Raw genomic sequence first — 18,918 nt, 5'->3', positions numbered from 1 at the left:
GCTGGCCTGTCACGCCGGAGGTCGCGGGTTCGAGTCCCGTCCGCTCCGCCAGCAGAGTTTGAAATGTCATCGAAGATGCCCGTCGGTCCTGGACCCGCGGGCATTTTGCTTTTTCGGGCTGTGCGCATGCACGCGTCCGACGGGCGGGGCCCGGCGCTAGCGTTCAAGCAATGCGACGCGGTCCAGCACCGACTGCGCGGCCATATGCCGCTGCACCGACGCCTGCAGCGCGGGCAGCCCCGGAAACGCATCGGCCTGCAATGCCTGCGCGAACAGCGCCGGCAGATCCTCCAGCCGCCGCAGCCACAGCCCGGCACCGGCTGCCTGCAGGCGTGCGGCATGGTCGAACTGGTCGTAATCCAGCGGATACACCAGCGCCGGAATGCCCGCGCGCAACGCGTGGTACATCACCCCGGCGCCGCCATGGTGCAGCACCCGCTCGTAGCGCGGCAGATGGCGCGCGTAATCGACGAAGGGCAGCAGGTGCAGGTTCGGCAGCGGCTGCGCGCGCGTGGACAGATCGTGCTGGTGCCCCTGGCTGACGTGCACCTGCCAGTGCGGGTACTGCCGCGCCAGCGCGGCGGCAGCATCGGCCAGCCGAGGCTTGACCCAGTCCTGATGCGTGCCTGCGGTCACCAGCAGGTGTCGCGCGCCGTCCACGAACGGCGGCGCTGCGTGCTCGCTGTGCGGGGTATGCAGCATCGGCCCAATGAACTGCAGCGCCGCCGGCCAACGCCGCGGAAACTCCAGTTCCGGCACGCCCAGGGCCAGGATGCATTCATCGGAGTAAACCTGTTCACTGCCATCGCGGCGGTAAATGGCAGGCACGCCCAGGCGGCGCATCGCTGGGCGCTGCCAGGCATGCACGCCGCGCTTGAACAGGCGGATCATCTGCCGCCCCGCCGCCTGCTGCATGCGCTGCCACACCGTGCGCGGCGGCGACATGCCGCCCAGGTAGGGCGGTGGCCCATCGGCGCAGTCCAGCACGCACGGCGAGGGCAGGCTGGTCCACCAGCGGATGCCGAGTTCGGCAGCCAGCAGGCCGGCCGGCGGCAGGGTGAAGTCAACGATGACCAGGTCCGGCCGCTGCTCGGCCCAGCGCTGCTGCAGCGCGTGCCGCATCTGCGCCATCAACTGCAGGGCCTGGCGCAGCTGCGCGTGCATGCGCAGTGGGTTGGCCTTCACCGCCACGCCGGGATTGGCGATCTGCCACAGCGCCGCTTCGTGCGCGGCCGACAGCAGCACATCGCCGCGCAGCCCACTGGCGGCAATCGCCGCTTGCGCGCCGGGCGTACTCAGCACCGTTACCTGGTGCCGCGCCTGCAGTTGCCGGGCGATGGCCAGCAGCGGATGCAGGTGACCGCTGTAGGGCGGTGCCAGCAGCTCGATCTTCATGGCAACGCCTGCTCGATGCGCGCGATCAACGCGTGCGCCTGCGCCAGTACCGGCGCCTGTTGCAGGTAATCCATGTGGCCGCTGCGCACCCAGTGCCGCGCGCCGCGCCAGCCGGCTCGGGAGATCCAGTCCTGTCGCCCCACCAGCACCTGCAGGCGTGCGGCCGCCGGGGCGTGTCGCGCCACAGGGCCATAGGCCAATACGCTGAACCGCTGTGACAGTGCGGCCGGCAACTGCAGGTTGGCCAGCAGTTCCAGCCCGCAGCTGCCGGCCAGCAACAGCGTGTGTGGCGCCGCGTGCAGCAGGTCGGTCACCGCCGCGTCATGGCGGCGGGCGAAGGCTGGCTGGCGTGAGCGCAGGTACTGGCGGCTGTTGTGCCAGCTGGCCGATAGCAAGGACACGCGGCGGAACGGCGCTGTCTGCGTGTCGTAGGGGAAGTTGCAGGGATGCAAGCGTCGGCCAGGTGCCAGCAGCGCTTGGCCGAACTGCACTTGAGCCGGACTGAGCGCGCAGCGCGCCGGATCACTCTGCCCGCACAGGAAGGCGATCTGCAGGTGGATGGGCGGCGCGGCGGATTCAGGCATCGTGGAAGCGGTCATTGGCGCGCACATGATAGAGATGGGTGCGCCAGCGGATGCGCCGCACGCAGGTCGCGTGCAGCAGGTGCAGGGGTTGCAGCAGTTCGGCCAGCACCGACAGCACGGGGCGATGGCGCACACGCCCACTGGCGCGCCGCTGCAGTCGCATCAGTACCGCCGCACGCAGCAGCAGCACGGCGGCCGCGATCAGGGCCGGTGCCCCCAGCGGTGGCCACGCCGCCAGCAGCAGCGCCCACAGCAGCAGCGGCGGCAGGCCGTGCAGCAGCCCGATCAAGGCGCGTACCGGGCGCGATTCATCGCGCAGCAACAGCAGCGCAAACAGCATCCAGCGGTGCATCTGCTGCCGGTAGCGCTGCAGCGTCGGCACATGCGTCTGCACTTCCACGCAGGCAGTGGACTGGTGCAGGCGGGCGCCCTGGTCGCGCAGGGCACGTGCCAGCGCCAGATCGTCGGCCAGCATGTGCCGCAGCGGCGCGAAGCCGCCCAGTTCGCGCAGGCGCGCGGTCTGCAGTGCGTAGCACATGCCATTGATCGACAGCGGCGCCAACCACGGCAGCAGGCCCAGATAGGTCAGCGTGGTGTTGTTGTTGACGAACTGCGCCATCAATCGCGAGCCGAACCGGGCGTCGTCGCGGTAGCAGGGCAGGGCGGTGACCAGATCGGCGTGCGGCAGCTCATCCAGAATCTGTGCCAGCGCCGCTGCGGACAGCCGCGCATCGTCGTCCAGCACCAGCACGACCGGCTCCTGCACGCGCGTCAATACGCCATCGAGTTTGAAGGTCTTGGGATTGATGCCCTGCGGGGCCGCGGGGTGCAGCAGGCAGGTGATGGGGTGGTCGGGGTACTGCGCACACAGCTGCGCCGCCGCCGCCCGCCCCAGCGCATCGGCTTCATCCAGCAGCCAGTGGAAATGCGCGCCGGGCAGCGCCTGCAGGTTTGCCGCCAGCACCTGGGCCAGCAGTGGGTCACCGCCCAGGATCGGTTGCAGGATTGCCACTCCCCGGCCGTCGAAGCGGCTGTGGGTGCTGGGCGGTCGTTGCCGCAGCACGCGCATCGCCCCCATTGCCTTCAGGGCGAGCAGCAGCAGGTACGCCAGTGCGACCGCGGCGCTGGCGAGAGTCATGGTGTTCATTGCGCACGCTGCTCGTGGATCAGGCGTTCGATGGCGGTCTCCATGCCCAGCAGGGGCGGGCCCAGATCGGCCAGCATGCGCTGCGGGTTGAAGGTCTTGGAATAGGCGAATGCGGCCACGCCGAAGTGGGTGATGGGCGGCTCGCCGTGCAGGCGCAGCAGGCGCCAGACACCTTCCAGCGCGCCGGCGCCGGCCAAGGCCAGACCGGTGGGCAGGCGGCGGCCCAGCGGTGGCAGCTCCAACGCGGCCAGCAGGCGCTGCAGCAGGGCCTGCAGATCCACCGGCTGGGCGTTGGTGAGGTTGTAGGCCGGGGCCAGCCGGGGTGCCTGGATGGCCCGCAGCAGGTACTCCACCAGGGTGTCGATGTGGATCAGGTCGATCAGCGGTGGGCCGCCGGCGCTGACCAGCCGTGGCAGCGCCCCGCGACGGGCGGCGTGCAGCAGGCGCGGCATCAGCAGGGTGTCGCCGGGGCCGAACACCGCGCGTGGGCGCAGGATGCAGTGCGGCCCCGGATAGGCCGATACCAGCGCCTCGGCTGCCGCCTTGCTGCGCGCGTAGTCGTTCAGGAAGGCCGGGCCGATCGGGCTGTCTTCGTCCAGGTCGTACTGGTGCGTGGCGCGGTAGAACACGGCCGTGGTGGACAGGTGCAGCAGGCGCGGCAGCCCGTTGGCCTGGCAGAACGCGATGACCTGCGCGGTGGCGTCCACGTTTTGCTGCCGGTACTGGGTCGCGCTGGCCCAGGGCGCTGCCAGGGCCGCCGCATGCACCACCACGTCGGGCCGGAACGGCAGATGCAGCGGCTGCCGCAGGTCCGCCTGCACGTAGTCTGTCCGGTCCAGCGGGCGGCGGCCGACGCCCAGCGCCTGTACCTGCGGCAGCGCGGCCAGGCGGCGCAGCAGGGCGCCGCCGATGAAGCCGGACGCGCCGGTGACCAGGATGCGCATGGGCGTGGTTTCCTCCGCCCTTGCCGCGGGCCGAACGCAGGTCGCATGCCTGCCGGGGCGGCCAGTATGCGCAATGACGGCTGCGGCAGCCATGCCGGGTGCCTGGCGACCTGCCGCAGAGGCTTGTGCCGCCTGCCTTGCGGCCGTTTTTGGTGCCTGCGGCGAAGCGGGTTACACTGCCGGGCTCGCCAATCAGGCCATGTGATTCCTCACCATGCTGCAGAAACTCCGCGACAAGACCTCAGGCTGGATCGTCACTGTGATCCTGGGGCTGCTGATGATTCCGTTCCTGTTCGTGATCGACAACAGCTACCTCGGTGGTGTCGGCGCGCAGAACGTGGCCAAGGTTTCGGCACCGCCGACCTGGTGGCGCTCGGCGCCGTCGTGGTGGCCGGTGCGCATGCTGTGGCAGCACCACGAGATCAGTTCGCAGGATTTCCGCACCCGCTTCGAGCAGGAGCGCATGCGCGCCCGCCAGCAGCAGGGTGAAGACTTCGACCCGCGTGCGTTTGAAAGCACCGAGAACAAGCTGGCCGTGCTCGATCAGCTGGTGGACGAGCAGGTCGTTCGCCTGGTCGGTGAACAGGCCGGTGTCGTCATTGGCGACGGCGCGGTGCGCGAGTACATCATGACCATCCCGGCCTTCCTGGGCCAGGATGGCAAGTTCAGCGAAGCCAACTACCGCCTGGCCCTGCAGACCGGCAACCCGCCGCGCACGCCCACCCAGTTCCAGGAACTGGTGCGTGACAGCCTGCAGCAGTCGGTCATTCCGTCGGGCCTGCAGAATTCGGGCTTCGTTACCCAGGCCGAGACCGAGCGCCTGCTGAAGCTGCTGGGTGAAACCCGCGACGTGCAGCTGGTGGGTCTGCCGGAAGTGCCGGCTGATACCGCGCCGGTGACCGACGCGCAGATCAAGCAGTGGTACGACAGCCACGGCAATGATTTCCGCCAGGCCGAATCGGTCTCGCTGGAGTTCGTCGAAGTGAATGGCGCCAACCTGCCGGCCCCGGCCGCAGCCGACGAAGCTGCCCTGCGCAAGCGCTATGAAGAAGAGAAGGCCAAGTTCGTGGCGCCGGAACAGCGCCAGGCCGCGCACATCCTGCTGACCGGCGACGGTGCCGAAGCCAAGGCCGCCAAGCTGGCCGCCGAAGCCAAGGGTGGCGCTGACTTCGCCGCGCTGGCCAAGGCCAATTCGCAGGACCCCGGTTCCAAGGACCAGGGCGGTGACCTGGGCTGGGTGGAACGCGGCGCGATGGTGAAGCCGTTCGAAGATGCCCTGTTCGCCGCCAAGGCTGGCGAGATCGTCGGCCCGGTGAAGACCGATTTCGGCTACCACGTCATCAAGGTCGCCGCGGTGCGCGGTGGCGAAGGCAAGTCGTTCGAGGAAGTGCGTGACACCCTGGCCGCCGAGCAGCTGAAGGCCGATGGCGAGCGCGGTTTCAACGAACTGGCCAGCCGCCTGGTCGATGCCATCAACAAGAGCCCGAGCGATCTGGCCGCCGCCGCCAAGGAAGTGGGCCTGCCGCTGCAGACCACCGGCGTGATCACCCGCGCTACCGCCAGTGGCGTGGTGGCCGACCCGGCCGTGCTGCGCGATGCGTTCTCCGACGTGCGCGTGCAGGACGGCACCTCCAGCGATCCGATCGCCGTGGGCGGCAGCAGCAACCACAGCGTGGTGATCCGTGTGGCCGCGCACACCCCGGAACAGGCACTGCCGCTGGACAAGGCCCGCGAGCAGGTGATTGCCGCCATCCGTGCCGACCGCCAGCGCCAGGTCAGCGACAAGGCCGCCGATGCCCTGCTGGCCAAGCTGAAGGGCGGCGCCAGCCTGCAGTCGCTGGCCGCCAGCGAGAAGCTGCAGGTCAGCCCGATGCCGGGCCTGCCGCGCAGCCAGCCGGTGCCGACCCCGGACATCCACCGCGCAATCTTCAGCGCGCCGGTGCCGACCGAGGGCAAGCCGAGCTACGGCAAGATTGACGTGAATGGCCACGCGCTGGTGTTCGTGGTGGACAAGGTCACCCCGGGTGACGTGAAGGAAGTGACCGCCGAGCAGCAGAAGCAGCTGAAGGACCAGTTGGCCCAGATCGATGGCGCCGCTGCGGCCAAGGCCTTCGTGGAAGCCATGCGCAAGAAGTTCGTGGTGCAGACCACCGAAGCCAACCTGTAACCCGGGGCGGCGCGCAGAACGAAAAGGCCCGGCAATGCCGGGCCTTTTTTTGTCGTGTGCCGCGGGGGGCAGGCTTCGTAGAGTCGAGCTTGCTCGACTGGTACGTGCAGCGTCGAGCCATGCTCGACTGAAGCCACTATGTGTAGAGTCGAGCCATGCTCGACTGAAGTGCAGTCGAGCAACGCTCGACTCTACCGGGGCGTGCAGTCGAGCAACGCTCGACTCTACCGGGGCGCGCAGTCGAGCAACGCTCGACTCTACCGGGTGCTGGTCAGTCTTCCACGCGCAGTACGGCGCCGGGCTTCAGCACGCTGCTGCCGCTCAGGCCGTTCAACGACAGCAGTGCCTTCACCGGCATGCCGTAGCGGCGGGCGATGGTCCAGGCCGATTCGCCGTTGCGTACGGTGTGGCGGCGGCTGCGCGGGCGGTCGGCGGCGCTGGCCACGGTACGGGCCACCTGCGGCGCAGGGGCGGCGATGGGGGCTTCAGCGGCCGCCGTAGCGGCCACGGCGGCCGCGGCGTCCAGCACACTGGCATTGGCGGCCGAAACCGGCGCCAGCACCCGGGCGTTGCCGCTCGGGCGCTTGCCTGCGGCCAGACCCGGGTTCAGGCGGGCGATACGGGCCGGGTCCAGCGACCGCTGCGCGGCCCACTGCTGCACCGTGGTGCCGGCCGGCAGCGTGTGGTCCTTCAGCACCGGCACGGTGCGGTCCAGTGAGGCCATCACGCCGGGCTGGTCTTCCACGTTTTCCAGAACGCAGGCCAGCGCATGCAGCTTTTCCACATACGCATGGGTGACCGGCGACAGACCGGGCAGGGCGGCGGGCTTGGCATTCTGTGCGTTCATGCCGGCCTTGCGCATCGACTGCAGCACCCGGTACTCGCCGGCGTTGTAGGCCATGGTGGCCAGGCGCCAGTCGCCGCCGAACATGCCGTGCAGGGTCTTCAGGTAGCGCACCGCCGCCTGGGTCGATTCCACCGCCGACAGGCGGCCGTCGTAGCCGTTGGACATCGGCACGCGATGGTTGCGCGCGGTGGTGGCGATGAACTGCCACAGGCCGGTGGGGCCGCTGCCGTTGCGGGCATTGGGGCGGTAGCCGCTTTCCACGAACGGGATCAGCGCGAATTCGGTGGGCAGGTTGGCCTTGCGCAGTTCTTCGACTACATAGCCGAACAGCACCAGGGCGTCATCGTCCTGGTTGGCCAGGCGCGAGGGGGCGTGGGCGAACTGCTTCTGCCAGCGCGGGCTGGTGGCCTCGGCGTCGCAGGTGGGCTCGGCCAGGCCGTCGCGGAAGCTGGTGAAGATGTCCTGGCCGTTGCGCACGCTGGCCCCCGGCAGGGCCGTCGGGTCCAGCGGTACCGCGGCAGCGGCGGTCAGGTTCTGGCTGATGCCGGCGCCCAGCGACTGCGCGCCCGCGTTCCCGGCCAACCCCAGGGCAAGCCCCAGGGCCAGCGTCAGACTTCGGCGCATCATGCGCGGAAGCCGTCTTTCCAGTGCCGGAGACCGGCCATGACGTCGACGTCGTCCACGACCTCGCGCCCCAGGTGCGCCGACACCGCCGCGCGGATTGGCGCGGTATGTGTACGCAGGAACGGATTGCAGTCGAGCTCGTTGGCCAGGGTTACCGGCAGGGTGGAACGGTCATCGCGGCGCATGGCCAAAGCCTCCTCTTGGCGCTGCAGCAACGCAGCGTTGGCGGGGTCGACATGCCGCGCGAAGACGGCATTTGACACGGTGTACTCGTGAGCGCAACACAACAGCAGTTGCGCGGGCAGGGCACCCAGCCTGCGCATTGATGCCAGCAGCTGGGACGGCGTACCTTCGAACAGGCGTCCACAGCCCAGGCTGAACAACGAATCGCCACTGAAAAGCTGTTCAGCGGTGTGAAACGCGATGTGGCTGCGGGTGTGCCCGGGCACGGATAGTACGTGGAACATCTGCCCCAGTGCCTGAACGCGTTCACCTTCGCCCACCCGCTCGGTGGCCGTGGGAATGCGTTCTTCCTCCGGGGCCACCACCCGCACGACGGGAAAACGCGCCTGCAGCGCGGGCACGCCGCCGATGTGATCGTCGTGGTGGTGGGTGAGCAGGATGGTGTCCACGCGCAGGCCCTGGTCGGCCAGCGCCAGTACCGGCGCGGCATCGCCAGGGTCGATCACGACCGCGGCGCCGTCGTCGGCCGTCAACATCCAGATGTAGTTATCCGCAAATGCGGGCAGGGCAGTCAGTCGCATAGAATTGGACCATGCCCCTGCTGCAGAGCCACCGTCAAGCGAGCCTGGTGCCCTGGTTCGACAGCGAGCCGGCGCAGCCGCTGCGCGTGCTGGAACGGCAGCTGCTGCTGCCGCAGCTGGCCGCGCTGCCGGTGCAACCCTGGTTGTGGATCGCGCCCAGCCCGGCCTGGCTGCAGGACGCGCAGGCCGCCGGGCGTGGCCTGCGCCTGTACCGCACCGGCCAGGGCTACGCCGGTGATACCCGCTGCGCGCTGCCGTTGCCGCTGGCCAACGAGAGCGTGAACGCCATCGTGCTGCAGCACGTGACTGCCGCCGACGCCGATGCCCTGCTGGACGAATGTGAGCGGGTGCTGATGCCCGGCGGGCACCTGTGGCTGACCAGCCTCAACCCGTTCAGCCCCTACCGGGCGCGCTGGCGCCAGCACGGCCTGGTGGTGCGCACCCCGCAGCGCCTGCGCCAGTTGCTGGACCGGCACGGGCTGGACTGTGGGCAGACACGCTACCTGGGGCCGCTGTGGCAGGGGCCGGGCAGCCGCGCGCGCCCCGGCTGGGCGCCGCTGCGGGCGGCCTGCCTGTTCCATGCCCAAAAACGTACGCTGGCCCTGCCAGGGCCGACCCCGCTGCCGGTGCGCTGGCACGGCACCGTAGCCACCTGATCTGGAGTTGTATTGAAAACCATTGAAATCCACACCGACGGTTCCTGCCTGGGCAATCCTGGTCCCGGCGGCTGGGCCGCGCTGCTGCGCTACAAGGGGCACGAGCGTGAACTCAGTGGCGGCGAAGCGCACACCACCAACAACCGGATGGAGCTGATGGCGGCCATCTGTGCGCTGGAAACCCTGACCGAGCCGTGCAACATCGTGCTGTTCACCGATTCGCAGTACGTGCGCCAGGGCCTGACCCAGTGGATGGCGGGGTGGATCCGCAAGAACTGGAAGACCGCCGGCGGCGACCCGGTGAAGAACCGCGAGCTGTGGGAGCGCCTGCATGCGGCCACCCTGCGCCACCAGATCGACTGGCGCTGGGTGAAGGGCCATTCCGGTGACCCGGACAACGAGCGCGTGGATACCCTGGCGCGCAATGCCGCGACCCAGATCCGCGACGGCAGCCCGGTAAACTGAGCCCATGCGTCAGATCATTCTCGATACCGAAACCACCGGCCTGGAGTGGAAGAAGGGCAACCGCGTCGTCGAAATCGGCTGCGTGGAGCTGTTCAAGCGCCGCCCGTCCGGCAACAACTACCACCAGTACCTGAAGCCCGACTGCGATTTCGAGCAGGGCGCGCAGGAAGTGACCGGGCTGACCCTGGAGTTCCTGGACGACAAGCCCGCCTTCGCCGAGGTGGCCGATGAGTTCCTGGCCTTCATCAAGGGCGCCGAACTGATCATCCACAACGCGGCGTTCGACCTGGGCTTCCTGGACAACGAACTGTCGCTGCTGGGTCCGCAGTACGGCAGGATCACCGACCACTGCACCGTGGTCGACACCCTGGTGCTGGCGCGCGAGCGGTTCCCGGGCCAGCGCAATTCGCTTGATGCCCTGTGCAAGCGCCTGGGCGTGGACAACTCGCACCGCGCGCTGCACGGCGCGCTGCTCGATGCGCAGATCCTGGGCGATGTGTACATCGCGCTGACCTCGGGCCAGGAAGAGATCGGCTTCGGTCTGGACGACGAGGGCGGCGGGGCGGGGGCGGCGCTGCAGGCGTTCGATACCAGTGCGCTGCTGCCGCGCCCGCGCGTGGTGGCCACGCCGTCCGAGCAGGAAGCCCATGCCGCCCGCCTGGAGCGCCTGCGCAAGAAGGCCGGCCACGCGTTGTGGGATGGCCCGAAGGTGGAAGAAGCGGCGAGCGCGTAGGCGGTGGTGGCCGCCGCCGGGCATGGCCCGGCGCTACCACCCTATCCACGCATGGCGTGGATCTACAGTAGAGCCACGCCATGCGTGGCTATCAGTGGCAGCGCACCAGGATTACGGTGATGTTGTCCGATGACGCGCCAGCGCATTCGCGCTGACGCCCCACAATTTGCGCTGCAAATCGTGGGCCCCGTCTCATCATCACCCATACCCCCGCCGCTTCGCGTCCGCCCTCTGACTCAGGGGGCTCTCCCCCAGATGCAGCGTGCGTGCGTCAGGATCAGTGGCAGCGCACCAGGATTACGGTGATGTTGTCCGAACCGCCGCCGTCGAGGGCGGCGGCGACCAGGGTGTCCACGCATTCCTGGGCGCTGGCGTCGTCGTAGGCCAGGGTGCGGGCAATGCCGCGGTCGTCCACTTCCTCGGTCAGGCCGTCGCTGCACAGCAGCAGCTGCATGCCCGGGCGCAGTTCACCACTGGTGGTGGCCACGTTCAGGTGGGTCGGGTCGGTGACCCCCAGCGCCTGGGTCACCACGTTGCGGTGCGGGTGGGCGCGGGCCTGTTCGGCGGTCAGGTTGCCCTGCGCCACCAGTTCCTGCACCACGCTGTGGTCCTGGCTGAGCTGGGCCAGCTGCCCGTCGCGCCACAGGTAGGCCCGGCTGTCGCCCACCCAGGCCACCTCATAGCGGTTGCCCTGCACACGCGCGGCGACCACGGTGGTTCCCATCGGCAAGGTGTCGTTGCGGCGGCGCGAGGCACGGATGATCTCCTCGTCGGCGGTGCGGATGGCTTGGGCCAGCGGCGCGCCGCGGCGGATCTCGCGCACGATGGTCTCGCGCGCCAGCGCGCTGGCCACCTCGCCGCAGGCATGCCCGCCCATGCCGTCGGCCACCAGCCACAGCGACAGCTCGCCATCACCGTAATAGGTGTCTTCGTTGAGCTCCCGGCGCAGGCCGGGGTGGGTGAGGTGTCCGAATTCGATCATGGTGGGGGCTGGGGAAGGGTGATGCCGGGGAGAACGGCATCATCACGGCCAAGCGGACATCCGGCAAGGCATGCAGTCAGAAATATTTCATCGGATGTGCGGCAATGGCTTGTGGTCTGCCTCGCTTCCTCGTATTATTCGCGTCCCCGGTTCGCCGGGGACCATCTGGAGAGGTGGCAGAGCGGTTGAATGTACCTGACTCGAAATCAGGCAGGCGTTTATAGCGCCTCGGGGGTTCGAATCCCCCCCTCTCCGCCAGATTAAAAAAAACGGGCTGCCTTAGGGCAGCCCGTTTTTTTTAATCTGGCGCGGGATGCGAAACGCGCTTTGCGCGCTTCGCCCCATGCGTTGCTGCGCAACGCATGGGCCCTCCCTTTGCCTGCCTCTGCCCGCTTCTGTCGGGGCAGCCCCTCAACAGAGGGGCTTGTTCCACCCGACGCGACATCGGGTTGCTGTCACGCGGGAACAGCATCTTCGCTGCGGGTTACCATGTGCGCATCATTTGCTGGAGCGTCCCCATGACCGCTGAAATCCTGGTGCCTGTGTCTTTCGGCGAGCTGCTGGACAAGATCTCGATCCTGCAGATCAAGTCCGAGCGGATCAGTGACGAAGGCAAGCTGGCCAATGTGCGCCGCGAGCTGTCGGCGCTGGATACCACCTGGATGGGCCATCCGGCCGCAGTGAAAGACATTGCCAAGCTGCGGGCCGAGCTGAAGGCGGTGAACGAGCAGCTGTGGGACATCGAGGACGATATCCGCCTGAAGGAAAAGGCGCAGTCCTTCGACCAGGGCTTCATCGACCTGGCGCGCAGTGTCTACCTGCGCAATGACGAGCGTGCGCGCATCAAGAAGGCGATCAACCTGGCGCTGGGCTCGGTCTACGTGGAAGAGAAGTCGTACCAGGATTACGCGCCCCGCGCGTAATCCCGAAGATCCACGCCATGCGTGGATGGTCCCGCCGGCCCGCCAATCAAGCCCGATGGTCGGCCACGTAGCGCTCGAAGGCGGCAATGCCGTCCTCGACCGTGATCAGTTCCATCACATCGTCGAACTCGATCTTGGTGCCCCACTTCAGGTCGACCGCCTGCTTGCCCAGGTACTTGCGCGCGGCATCGTCGTAGCGGTCCACGCAGTAGCGGCGGTCCGAATACGGGCCGCTGCGGTGCGGGTTGCTGGCCGCATGCAGGCCCAGCACCTTGCTGCCCATGGCGTTGGCGATGTGCATCGGCCCCGAATCGGGGGTCATCACCAGGTCGGCGCGGGACAGCAGCGCCGGCAACTGCTTCAGCGTGTCCCTGCCCACCAGATCCAGTGCCGGGGTCTCCAGCTGGGCCTGGATGGCATCGGCCATGCTGCGTTCCAGTTCACTGCGGCCGCCGCACAGCACCACGCGCCAGCCACGGGCCTGGGCATGGGTGGCCACGGCGGCGTAGCGGTCGGCATACCAGTTGCGGCGCACGTGGCTGGAGCACGGCGAGATCATCAGCACCGGGCGGCCATCGTCCTCCCATTGCGCCGCGGCCCAGTCAAAGGCGGCCGGCGGCACGGCCAGGTCCCAGCTGACCGTGTCCTGGCGCAGGCCCAGCGGCTCGCAGAAGCTGCCGATGGCATCGAGCACATGGATGCCGGGGCGGTCGGGGATGCGTTCGTTGATGAACAGCCCGTGCAGATCCTTGGAGCGGCTGCGGTCGTAGCCGATGCGGCGCTCGGCCGGAATGAAGGCCGACAGCAGGTTCGCGCGGAAGGCCACCTGCATCTGCAGCAGCGCCTCGAAGCGCCCGGGCGGCAACTGATGGCGCAGTGCCTTCACCCCGGCCATGCCGGTCTTCTTGTCATAGGCATGGAAGACCACGCCGGGCAGGCCGTCCAGCAGCTTGTGGCCGACCTTGTCGATGATCCAGTGGATCGGCGTATCCGGGCGCGCGGCCTGCAGGGTACGCACCAGCGGCACGACATGGGTGACATCGCCCAGGGCAGACAGGCGAAGGAGGCACAAGGATGAGGACGCTGATGCCATGTGTTGTTAGACTCAAAGGAATGGTCGCATTTGACGCCAATGAAGCGCTGACGCCATGCCGCGAGGGTCGCGGCATCGGGGCCATTCTGTTCGACCGCGAGCGGCTGCGGCAAGCCGAGGCGGGTCTGTTCTCGCCCCAGTACTGGGGAAACAAGGCCCGGCCGGTGGGCGAGGGCGGCCGCGGCAGCGCCTGGTTCGTCGATGCCTCCTTCGGCCCCGGGGTGCTGCGCCACTACCTGCGCGGCGGCCTGGCAGCCAAGCTCAGCCACGACCAGTACATCTGGCGCGGCTCGGACCGGACCCGCAGCTTTGCCGAATTCCGGCTGATGCGCGCGTTGCGTGCGCAGAAGCTGCCGGTGCCCCGGCCGATCGCCGCCTTCTACATGCGCGAGGGCCTGCGCTACCGCGCGGCCATCCTGATGGAGCGCATCGAGGGCGTGCGCTCGCTGGCCGACCGTGCACTGGTGGCCGGCCGCGGTGCCCCCTGGGAAGAGGCCGGCCGTCTGATCGCGCGCTTCCACCGCGCCGGGCTGGACCATGCTGATCTCAACGCCCACAACATCCTGTTCGATGGCAACGGCCATGGCTGGCTGATCGATTTCGACCGTGGGGTCATCCGTATTCCTGCCACCGCCTGGCGCGAGCGCAACCTGAAGCGCCTGCTGCGTTCGCTGCTGAAGCTGCGCGGCGAGCGCAGCGTGGAAGACGTGCAGAAGGATTACGCGCGGCTGCGCCGTGCCTACGACATGGCCTGGAACCGGGGCACCTGATGGACTGGTCGTTGCGTTTCCTCGGCGTCGGCAATGCGTCGGCGGTCGAGCTGGGTTCGCCCATGTCGGTGATTGAATGCGATGGCCGCCCGTGGCTGACCATCGATTGTGGCGGCGAGGGGCTGACCGCGTTCAAGGCGCACTACGGGCACCTGCCGCAGGCGCTGTTCGTCACCCATGTACACCTGGACCACGTGGCCGGCTTCGAGCGGCTGTTCGTGGATACCTTCTTCAGTGCGCAGCGGCGCGGCAAGGTGCGCCTGTATGTGCCGGCCACGGTGGTGCCGCTGCTGCACAAGCGCATCGGTGACTACCCGAACGTGCTGGCCGAAGGCGGCGCCAACTTCTGGGATGCCTTCCAGCTGATCGTGGTGGGCGATGCGTTCTGGCATGAAGGCGTGCGCCTGGAAGTCTTCCCGGTACGCCACCACTGGCCGGAAACCGCCTATGGCCTGCGTCTGCAGGGGGCGCTGGTGTGGAGTGGCGATACCCGGCCGATTCCGGAAATGCTGGCGCGCTTTGCCAACGACAACGAACTGATCGCCCACGACTGCGGCCTGCACGGCAATCCGTCCCACACCGGCGTGGACGATCTGGAGCGTGAGTACAGCGCCGAACTGCAGGCGCGGATGATGCTCTATCACTACGCCAGCGCGGCCGATGGCCAGGCCCTGGCCGCGCGCGGGCATCGCGTGGCCCAGCCCGGGCAGTGCGTGCCACTGGCAGTGCCCACCGCGCCGAACGTGCTGGCGCAGGACCCGCCGTGACGTGATGTGGGATGGGGTCGGATCCCTTTGCGCAGCAAAGGGCTCTGACCCGCCGATGCGGCGCCAGCCATGCTTGGTATCTACGGGGAACGAGGCACGGCCTGAAAAGGCGGTGGCCCCGCCGGCTGACCTCGGCGCCCGCGTCGATCGATACCGTTGCTGCCTTCCGGCCCTGGCGGGATTTTCGACCTAGCGTCGCGAGGGGCCGACGGGGCCACCATAGAGACGTTGGCCGCCCAAGGGTGGCCGGTTCACGGAACAGGGGAAGTGGCGCGCAGCGCGCCGAAGACCACAGCCGGACTGCACATCGACTGGGCCGATGGCAGGCGCGCATTCTAGCGCAGGCGCGGCCGCTTGTGCCAGCGCCGCGCACTGAATCGGCTGTAACCCGGCACCACCTGCAGCGGCCCCGGCGCAGCCGCGTTGCTAGAATGCCCGACAGGAGGAACGGCCTCCCCCACATCGGGAATGAATGACCAGGACGGCCTGGCCCTGCCAAAAGGAGGGCCGTAATGGCCTGGATCCAATTGTTGTTCGCTGGCCTGCTGGAAATCGTCTGGGCCGTTGCGATGAAGCAGTCCGAGGGCTTCAGCAAGCCCGTTCCGTCCATCATCACCGTGGTCGGCATGATCGCCAGCTTCTGGCTGCTGGCCCTGGCCATGCGCAACCTGCCGCTGGGCACCGCTTACACCATCTGGACCGGCATCGGCGCGGTGGGTGCGTTCGTGGTGGGCATCGTGTTCCTGGGCGAGCAGCTCAGTGCGATGCGCATCGGCGCGGCGGTGCTGATCGTCAGCGGGCTGGTGCTGATGAAGCTGTCCAGCAGCTGACAGGTCGCTACACTTTGCGGCCCCACCGTGCCGCGCCGCGGGCCGACGCAAGGACGCAACGCCGCAATGACCTCTGCAAGCACATCCCGCGCTGACCGCGTGGCCAAAGGGCTGTTGTTTACCCTGATGGGCATGGCGATGCTGGCCATTGCCGGCTGGACCCTGGCCGATCGCCTGCAGTTCCTGGACCGGGCACAGCCGGTCCAGGGCTGGGTGGATCATCTCAATGCCGGCGGCTCGCACCCGCAGGTGGTATTCCAGACACCGGCAGGGCAGCGCGTGTCGTATGCGCAGAACGGGCTGATCTTCGGCTATGCGCCGGCACAGCCGGTGCGCGTGCTGTACCTGCCCGAGGCGCCGGCGCGTGATCCGGTGGTGGACACGCCCGCTGCGTTGTGGGGCGTGACCGTGCTGATTGGCCTGATCGGTGCGGTGTTCGTGTTCGCCGGGTTGGGCCGGGTGCTGCCGCGTCGTTAGAGCGGGTTGTGCGTGCAGGGATCGCGCACAAGGTGCAGTTCCATTTCGACGGCATGCAGTCCGGGCCCGTGTCCGTCCACGGTTTCCCGGACCACATGGAAGCCCAGGGCCGCGTAGAACCCCTGGGTGTGCTGGCTGGTGCTCAGCACCACGCGATGCACGCGTTCGTCGGCCTGTGCCTGGCGCAGCCGCGCGTGGGCCAGCATGCGCCCCAGGCCCCGGCCTTGATGCTCCCGCGCGACCATGCCCCAGCAGAAGCCGGCACTGCCATCGGCATGCCGTGACAATCCGCCGCAGGCGACGACGAGGCCATCGACTTCGACGACCTGGAAGGCGTGCGCGAGCGCGTGGTCGCGCAGGAATCCGTTGAAATCCGTGCGCTCGGCGGGTGCGAAGAACGCCGGTGTATTGCCATCGAACAGTGCCAGGCAGGCGTTGGCATCGCTCAGCCGGTAGGCGCGCAGCTCAGGTGTCATACACGCCGCTGTCCCAGGGCTCGAAGAACGCCATGTAGTTGCCGGGCTGCATTTCCACTGCCCACAGATCCTCCTCGTCTTCCGGTGCGCGTGCGACCAGGCCGAAGGTCGTACCGAACTGTTCCACCGCAAACGGAGCGACCTGCACGCGCCGATGCTCGATGGCCCCCAGATCGTGCAGGCGCGCCTGGCGGATCGCGCGGTGCTGTTGTGCATCCACCTGATCGCGCGGGCCCAGCGAATCGATCTGCGCATCCAGCAGGGCGCCGTCGGCGTCGAACAGGTACAGCGCGATGTATTCGCAGCCTGGCTGGTGGCGCGTGGCCGGTTCGAACGGTGTGGTCAGGATGAACTGCCGTCCATCTTCCGTGCGGCCGATGCAGTCGGCGTAATGGTCATCCGGGTCGATGGCGATCCGTTCGGGGCGTTGGCTCATGGTGGCGTCCTTGCAGGGGAGCGGCATTGAACCGCGTCTGCCCGGGGCGACTCAAGTGATCGCCGCAGGTATTGGTGTCTGAACATGGCGAGCGGCCGGCCGCGCGTGCCCGCAGACTGCGCGCCTCGCAGACACGGAGTTCCCATGATTGATCGTCATCATCGTTTTGAAAGCCTGCACCGCGGCGCTGACCTGCTGGTGCTGCCCACGGTGTGGGACGCAGGCAGCGCGCGCCTGGCCGAGGATTGCGGTGCGCAGGCACTGGGCACTTCCAGCGCGGCCATGGCCTGGTCCTGCGGCCATGCTGATGCGTGCGTGTTGCCGGAGGACGCGCTGCTTAAGCGCGTGCGGCAGATTCTGAGGGTGACGACGCTGCCGCTCACCGTGGATATCGAGAACGGCTACAGCGACGATCCGCAGCAGGTGGCCGCGCGCGTGCTTCGCCTGGCTGATCTGGGCGTGGTGGGCATCAACATCGAGGATGGCGAGGGCAGCGTCGAACTGTTGGCGGCGAAGATCGCGGCGGTGCGCTGCACACTGGCGGGGCGTCCGTTGTTCATCAACGCGCGGACCGATGTGTATCTGCGCGGCTTCGCCGAGGGCGCACAGGCCGTGGCGCTGAGCGTGCAGCGCCTGCAGGCCTATGCGCAGGCAGGTGCGGATGGGGGATTTGTTCCTGGATTGAAGGCGCTGGCCGAGGTGGCAGACGTTGCTGCACAGGTCGCGCTGCCACTGAACCTGATGGCGTTGCCCGGCATGGCGCCGGCCGACCCGTTGCGCCAGGCCGGTGTGCGCCGCTTGAGCGCCGGGCCGGCGCTGTTCCTGCAGGCCTGGGCGGCTACGGCAGCGGCAACGCGCGCGCTGCTGCGGGATGGGGTGCTGGTGGGTGCGGCTGCTGCGTCTTACCCGGATGTTGACCGACGCTTTGCGATCACTGACGGGCGCCAGGCTCAATAGAGATCGGTGTGGCGATGTCATGCCATGACGAACAGCGGCTGCATCGATCCTGGGTTCCAGATCACGATGGTTCCATCCAGGCAGTTCAACTGCATTGCTTCCGGGCCAGAGTAGCCGCTGTCACTCACGTCTACGGTGAGTGATACCCCGCCAGAAAACTGCGCCACCATTGTCGTTTGATCGAGCAGATAGTTCGTTGGAAGCAGCCCCTGTGGGGCTTGCGCAGGCTGCTTCGCAGTGCCATCGCAATGAAGGCGGACAGTGTTGTAGATGTGCAGCTCCCAGCCATCATGGGTCCTGATCGTGGTGATGCCGTCGCCCGTTTCCAGCGTCACCGCTTTCCCGATCAGATTCCGAAGTCCCGCCATCTGATGTTCCATCATGTTTTGGCCCGTACGACTGGAGTAGGGAGTGGCAGCCAGGATGTCGCTGCGTCGCTGCAGTATGGGGCGGCGACGCAGCGGGAGAGAGTGGGGGCGGGGAAGGGGCCGGTGAAGCCAACCCCGGAGGGCTTCTCAGCACCCGTCCCACTCGCCGACCAACGCAGAAGGGTGGCCTTGTGGGTGGCTCCAAGGTGAAGAGGGCAAGAGAGTGGTGCGAAGGACGTCTGCTTCACGCATGGCGTGGATCTACGGATCTTTCCGGACGAGCAAGCCCCTCTGTTGAGGGGCTGCCCCGACAGGGGCGGGGAGAGGCAGGCAAAGGGAGGGGCCCATTCGTTGCGTAGCAGCGCATGGGGCGAAGCGCGCGCAGCGCACTTCGCTTCCCGCGCCAGATAAATGAAAAAGGCTGCCCAGAGGGCAGCCTTTTTCATTTATCTGGCGGAGAGAGGGGATTGTCGGGTGCATCCCTGCACCCGATCCCGATGCGCGTTGCACATC

21 protein-coding genes, 1 tRNA gene and 1 other RNA gene are annotated in these 18,918 nt (G+C 68.0%); 11 read left to right on the top strand and 12 right to left on the bottom strand.

Going from position 1 to position 18,918, the window contains the following annotated elements; all coding sequences use genetic code 11:
• Positions 1 to 156 precede the first annotated feature (156 nt).
• Genes IAE58_RS16335 through IAE58_RS16320 form a run of 4 tightly spaced genes read right to left on the bottom strand, consistent with a single transcriptional unit; the run spans position 157 to position 4,070 of the window.
• Positions 157 to 1,395, bottom strand: coding sequence for a nucleotide disphospho-sugar-binding domain-containing protein (locus tag IAE58_RS16335; protein ID WP_199934564.1), 1,239 nt, complete (start codon positions 1,393 to 1,395; stop codon positions 157 to 159).
• Entirely contained in the window at positions 1,392 to 1,979 is a 588-nt protein-coding gene (locus tag IAE58_RS16330) for a hypothetical protein (protein WP_199934565.1), read from the bottom strand. Before IAE58_RS16330 ends, IAE58_RS16335 begins: the two co-directional genes overlap by 4 nt.
• Positions 1,972 to 3,126, bottom strand: a complete 1,155-nt coding sequence (locus IAE58_RS16325) for a glycosyltransferase (RefSeq protein WP_199934566.1) — start codon at positions 3,124 to 3,126, stop codon at positions 1,972 to 1,974. Before IAE58_RS16325 ends, IAE58_RS16330 begins: the two co-directional genes overlap by 8 nt.
• On the bottom strand, positions 3,123 to 4,070 hold the full coding sequence (locus tag IAE58_RS16320; protein ID WP_199934567.1) for an NAD(P)-dependent oxidoreductase: 948 nt from the start codon (positions 4,068 to 4,070) through the stop codon (positions 3,123 to 3,125). The genes IAE58_RS16325 and IAE58_RS16320 overlap by 4 nt, the downstream gene beginning before the upstream one ends.
• A gap of 214 nt (positions 4,071 to 4,284) precedes the next feature.
• Between IAE58_RS16320 and IAE58_RS16315 the strand changes: the two genes are divergently transcribed.
• Positions 4,285 to 6,237, top strand: a complete 1,953-nt coding sequence (locus tag IAE58_RS16315) for a peptidyl-prolyl cis-trans isomerase (protein WP_199934568.1) — start codon at positions 4,285 to 4,287, stop codon at positions 6,235 to 6,237.
• Positions 6,238 to 6,508: 271 nt separating this feature from the next.
• Here the strand turns inward: IAE58_RS16315 and IAE58_RS16310 are convergent, their stop codons facing one another.
• A complete protein-coding gene (locus tag IAE58_RS16310) occupies positions 6,509 to 7,711 on the bottom strand; it encodes a lytic transglycosylase domain-containing protein (protein ID WP_199934569.1) in 1,203 nt (400 codons plus the stop codon).
• Positions 7,708 to 8,472 carry a hydroxyacylglutathione hydrolase gene (gloB, locus tag IAE58_RS16305; protein ID WP_199934570.1) on the bottom strand — a complete coding sequence of 255 codons (765 nt, stop codon included), beginning with the start codon at positions 8,470 to 8,472 and terminating at the stop codon, positions 7,708 to 7,710. Before gloB ends, IAE58_RS16310 begins: the two co-directional genes overlap by 4 nt.
• An 11-nt stretch (positions 8,473 to 8,483) precedes the next feature.
• Here gloB and IAE58_RS16300 point away from each other — a divergent pair, with 11 nt between their 5' ends.
• Genes IAE58_RS16300 through dnaQ form a run of 3 tightly spaced genes read left to right on the top strand, consistent with a single transcriptional unit; the run spans position 8,484 to position 10,326 of the window.
• Positions 8,484 to 9,128, top strand: coding sequence for a methyltransferase domain-containing protein (locus tag IAE58_RS16300; protein ID WP_108752322.1), 645 nt, complete (start codon positions 8,484 to 8,486; stop codon positions 9,126 to 9,128).
• 12 nt (positions 9,129 to 9,140) lie between these two features.
• Positions 9,141 to 9,593: a ribonuclease HI gene (rnhA, locus tag IAE58_RS16295; protein ID WP_108748723.1), complete on the top strand. Its 453-nt coding sequence runs from the start codon at positions 9,141 to 9,143 to the stop codon at positions 9,591 to 9,593.
• Positions 9,594 to 9,597: 4 nt separating this feature from the next.
• On the top strand, positions 9,598 to 10,326 hold the full coding sequence (gene dnaQ, locus IAE58_RS16290) for a DNA polymerase III subunit epsilon (RefSeq protein WP_199934571.1): 729 nt from the start codon (positions 9,598 to 9,600) through the stop codon (positions 10,324 to 10,326).
• Positions 10,327 to 10,603: 277 nt separating this feature from the next.
• Here dnaQ and IAE58_RS16285 read toward each other — a convergent pair whose 3' ends face one another.
• Complete coding sequence (locus IAE58_RS16285; RefSeq protein WP_108752324.1) at positions 10,604 to 11,308, bottom strand: protein phosphatase 2C domain-containing protein; 705 nt, start codon at positions 11,306 to 11,308, stop codon at positions 10,604 to 10,606.
• A gap of 167 nt (positions 11,309 to 11,475) precedes the next feature.
• Here IAE58_RS16285 and IAE58_RS16280 point away from each other — a divergent pair.
• Together IAE58_RS16280 and IAE58_RS16275 are read left to right on the top strand one after the other, a co-directional pair.
• A tRNA-Ser gene (locus IAE58_RS16280) sits at positions 11,476 to 11,566 on the top strand.
• Positions 11,567 to 11,826: 260 nt separating this feature from the next.
• Positions 11,827 to 12,231: a DUF6165 family protein gene (locus IAE58_RS16275; protein WP_108752325.1), complete on the top strand. Its 405-nt coding sequence runs from the start codon at positions 11,827 to 11,829 to the stop codon at positions 12,229 to 12,231.
• Positions 12,232 to 12,277: 46 nt separating this feature from the next.
• Here the strand turns inward: IAE58_RS16275 and IAE58_RS16270 are convergent, their stop codons facing one another.
• A complete protein-coding gene (locus tag IAE58_RS16270) occupies positions 12,278 to 13,324 on the bottom strand; it encodes a glycosyltransferase family 9 protein (RefSeq protein ID WP_199934703.1) in 1,047 nt (348 codons plus the stop codon).
• A gap of 20 nt (positions 13,325 to 13,344) precedes the next feature.
• Between IAE58_RS16270 and IAE58_RS16265 the strand changes: the two genes are divergently transcribed.
• Positions 13,345 to 14,094: a 3-deoxy-D-manno-octulosonic acid kinase gene (locus IAE58_RS16265; protein ID WP_108748728.1), complete on the top strand. Its 750-nt coding sequence runs from the start codon at positions 13,345 to 13,347 to the stop codon at positions 14,092 to 14,094.
• Positions 14,094 to 14,861, top strand: a complete 768-nt coding sequence (locus tag IAE58_RS16260) for an MBL fold metallo-hydrolase (protein ID WP_199934704.1) — start codon at positions 14,094 to 14,096, stop codon at positions 14,859 to 14,861. Before IAE58_RS16265 ends, IAE58_RS16260 begins: the two co-directional genes overlap by 1 nt.
• 115 nt (positions 14,862 to 14,976) lie before the next feature.
• Here the strand turns inward: IAE58_RS16260 and ffs are convergent.
• Positions 14,977 to 15,073: signal recognition particle sRNA small type (gene ffs, locus IAE58_RS16255), an RNA gene on the bottom strand.
• A gap of 300 nt (positions 15,074 to 15,373) precedes the next feature.
• Between ffs and IAE58_RS16250 the strand changes: the two genes are divergently transcribed.
• Entirely contained in the window at positions 15,374 to 15,691 is a 318-nt protein-coding gene (locus tag IAE58_RS16250) for a multidrug efflux SMR transporter (RefSeq protein WP_108752329.1), read from the top strand.
• 66 nt (positions 15,692 to 15,757) lie between these two features.
• Positions 15,758 to 16,168, top strand: coding sequence for a DUF3592 domain-containing protein (locus IAE58_RS16245; RefSeq protein ID WP_199934705.1), 411 nt, complete (start codon positions 15,758 to 15,760; stop codon positions 16,166 to 16,168).
• On the opposite strand, the gene IAE58_RS16240 is transcribed toward IAE58_RS16245, so the two are convergent.
• Together IAE58_RS16240 and IAE58_RS16235 are read right to left on the bottom strand one after the other, a co-directional pair.
• Positions 16,165 to 16,644: a GNAT family N-acetyltransferase gene (locus IAE58_RS16240; RefSeq protein WP_199934706.1), complete on the bottom strand. Its 480-nt coding sequence runs from the start codon at positions 16,642 to 16,644 to the stop codon at positions 16,165 to 16,167. The genes IAE58_RS16245 and IAE58_RS16240 overlap by 4 nt on opposite strands.
• Positions 16,634 to 17,080, bottom strand: coding sequence for a hypothetical protein (locus IAE58_RS16235; RefSeq protein ID WP_199934707.1), 447 nt, complete (start codon positions 17,078 to 17,080; stop codon positions 16,634 to 16,636). Before IAE58_RS16235 ends, IAE58_RS16240 begins: the two co-directional genes overlap by 11 nt.
• A gap of 144 nt (positions 17,081 to 17,224) precedes the next feature.
• Here IAE58_RS16235 and IAE58_RS16230 point away from each other — a divergent pair, with 144 nt between their 5' ends.
• Positions 17,225 to 18,037 carry an isocitrate lyase/phosphoenolpyruvate mutase family protein gene (locus IAE58_RS16230; protein WP_199934708.1) on the top strand — a complete coding sequence of 271 codons (813 nt, stop codon included), beginning with the start codon at positions 17,225 to 17,227 and terminating at the stop codon, positions 18,035 to 18,037.
• A 17-nt stretch (positions 18,038 to 18,054) separates the two neighbouring features.
• Here the strand turns inward: IAE58_RS16230 and IAE58_RS16225 are convergent, their stop codons facing one another.
• Positions 18,055 to 18,420: a hypothetical protein gene (locus tag IAE58_RS16225; RefSeq protein ID WP_233615074.1), complete on the bottom strand. Its 366-nt coding sequence runs from the start codon at positions 18,418 to 18,420 to the stop codon at positions 18,055 to 18,057.
• Between the last annotated feature and the right edge of the window lie 498 nt (positions 18,421 to 18,918).

The sequence above is a fragment of the Stenotrophomonas sp. S49 genome (assembly GCF_016624905.1).
Lineage (GTDB): Bacteria > Pseudomonadota > Gammaproteobacteria > Xanthomonadales > Xanthomonadaceae > Stenotrophomonas.
This window is presented reverse-complemented; position numbering and strand designations above follow the sequence as displayed.

Excerpts from the sequence above, each read along its gene's own strand:
- IAE58_RS16335 (WP_199934564.1), bottom strand. The coding sequence starts at position 1,395 with ATGAAGATCGAGCTGCTGGCACCGCCCTACAGCGGTCACCTGCATCCG.
- IAE58_RS16330 (WP_199934565.1), bottom strand. The coding sequence starts at position 1,979 with ATGCCTGAATCCGCCGCGCCGCCCATCCACCTGCAGATCGCCTTCCTG.
- IAE58_RS16325 (WP_199934566.1), bottom strand. The coding sequence starts at position 3,126 with ATGAACACCATGACTCTCGCCAGCGCCGCGGTCGCACTGGCGTACCTG.
- IAE58_RS16320 (WP_199934567.1), bottom strand. The coding sequence starts at position 4,070 with ATGCGCATCCTGGTCACCGGCGCGTCCGGCTTCATCGGCGGCGCCCTG.
- IAE58_RS16315 (WP_199934568.1), top strand. The coding sequence starts at position 4,285 with ATGCTGCAGAAACTCCGCGACAAGACCTCAGGCTGGATCGTCACTGTG.
- IAE58_RS16310 (WP_199934569.1), bottom strand. The coding sequence starts at position 7,711 with ATGATGCGCCGAAGTCTGACGCTGGCCCTGGGGCTTGCCCTGGGGTTG.
- gloB (WP_199934570.1), bottom strand. The coding sequence starts at position 8,472 with ATGCGACTGACTGCCCTGCCCGCATTTGCGGATAACTACATCTGGATG.
- IAE58_RS16300 (WP_108752322.1), top strand. The coding sequence starts at position 8,484 with ATGCCCCTGCTGCAGAGCCACCGTCAAGCGAGCCTGGTGCCCTGGTTC.
- dnaQ (WP_199934571.1), top strand. The coding sequence starts at position 9,598 with ATGCGTCAGATCATTCTCGATACCGAAACCACCGGCCTGGAGTGGAAG.
- IAE58_RS16285 (WP_108752324.1), bottom strand. The coding sequence starts at position 11,308 with ATGATCGAATTCGGACACCTCACCCACCCCGGCCTGCGCCGGGAGCTC.
- IAE58_RS16275 (WP_108752325.1), top strand. The coding sequence starts at position 11,827 with ATGACCGCTGAAATCCTGGTGCCTGTGTCTTTCGGCGAGCTGCTGGAC.
- IAE58_RS16270 (WP_199934703.1), bottom strand. The coding sequence starts at position 13,324 with ATGGCATCAGCGTCCTCATCCTTGTGCCTCCTTCGCCTGTCTGCCCTG.
- IAE58_RS16265 (WP_108748728.1), top strand. The coding sequence starts at position 13,345 with ATGGTCGCATTTGACGCCAATGAAGCGCTGACGCCATGCCGCGAGGGT.
- IAE58_RS16260 (WP_199934704.1), top strand. The coding sequence starts at position 14,094 with ATGGACTGGTCGTTGCGTTTCCTCGGCGTCGGCAATGCGTCGGCGGTC.
- IAE58_RS16250 (WP_108752329.1), top strand. The coding sequence starts at position 15,374 with ATGGCCTGGATCCAATTGTTGTTCGCTGGCCTGCTGGAAATCGTCTGG.
- IAE58_RS16245 (WP_199934705.1), top strand. The coding sequence starts at position 15,758 with ATGACCTCTGCAAGCACATCCCGCGCTGACCGCGTGGCCAAAGGGCTG.
- IAE58_RS16240 (WP_199934706.1), bottom strand. The coding sequence starts at position 16,644 with ATGACACCTGAGCTGCGCGCCTACCGGCTGAGCGATGCCAACGCCTGC.
- IAE58_RS16235 (WP_199934707.1), bottom strand. The coding sequence starts at position 17,080 with ATGAGCCAACGCCCCGAACGGATCGCCATCGACCCGGATGACCATTAC.
- IAE58_RS16230 (WP_199934708.1), top strand. The coding sequence starts at position 17,225 with ATGATTGATCGTCATCATCGTTTTGAAAGCCTGCACCGCGGCGCTGAC.
- IAE58_RS16225 (WP_233615074.1), bottom strand. The coding sequence starts at position 18,420 with ATGATGGAACATCAGATGGCGGGACTTCGGAATCTGATCGGGAAAGCG.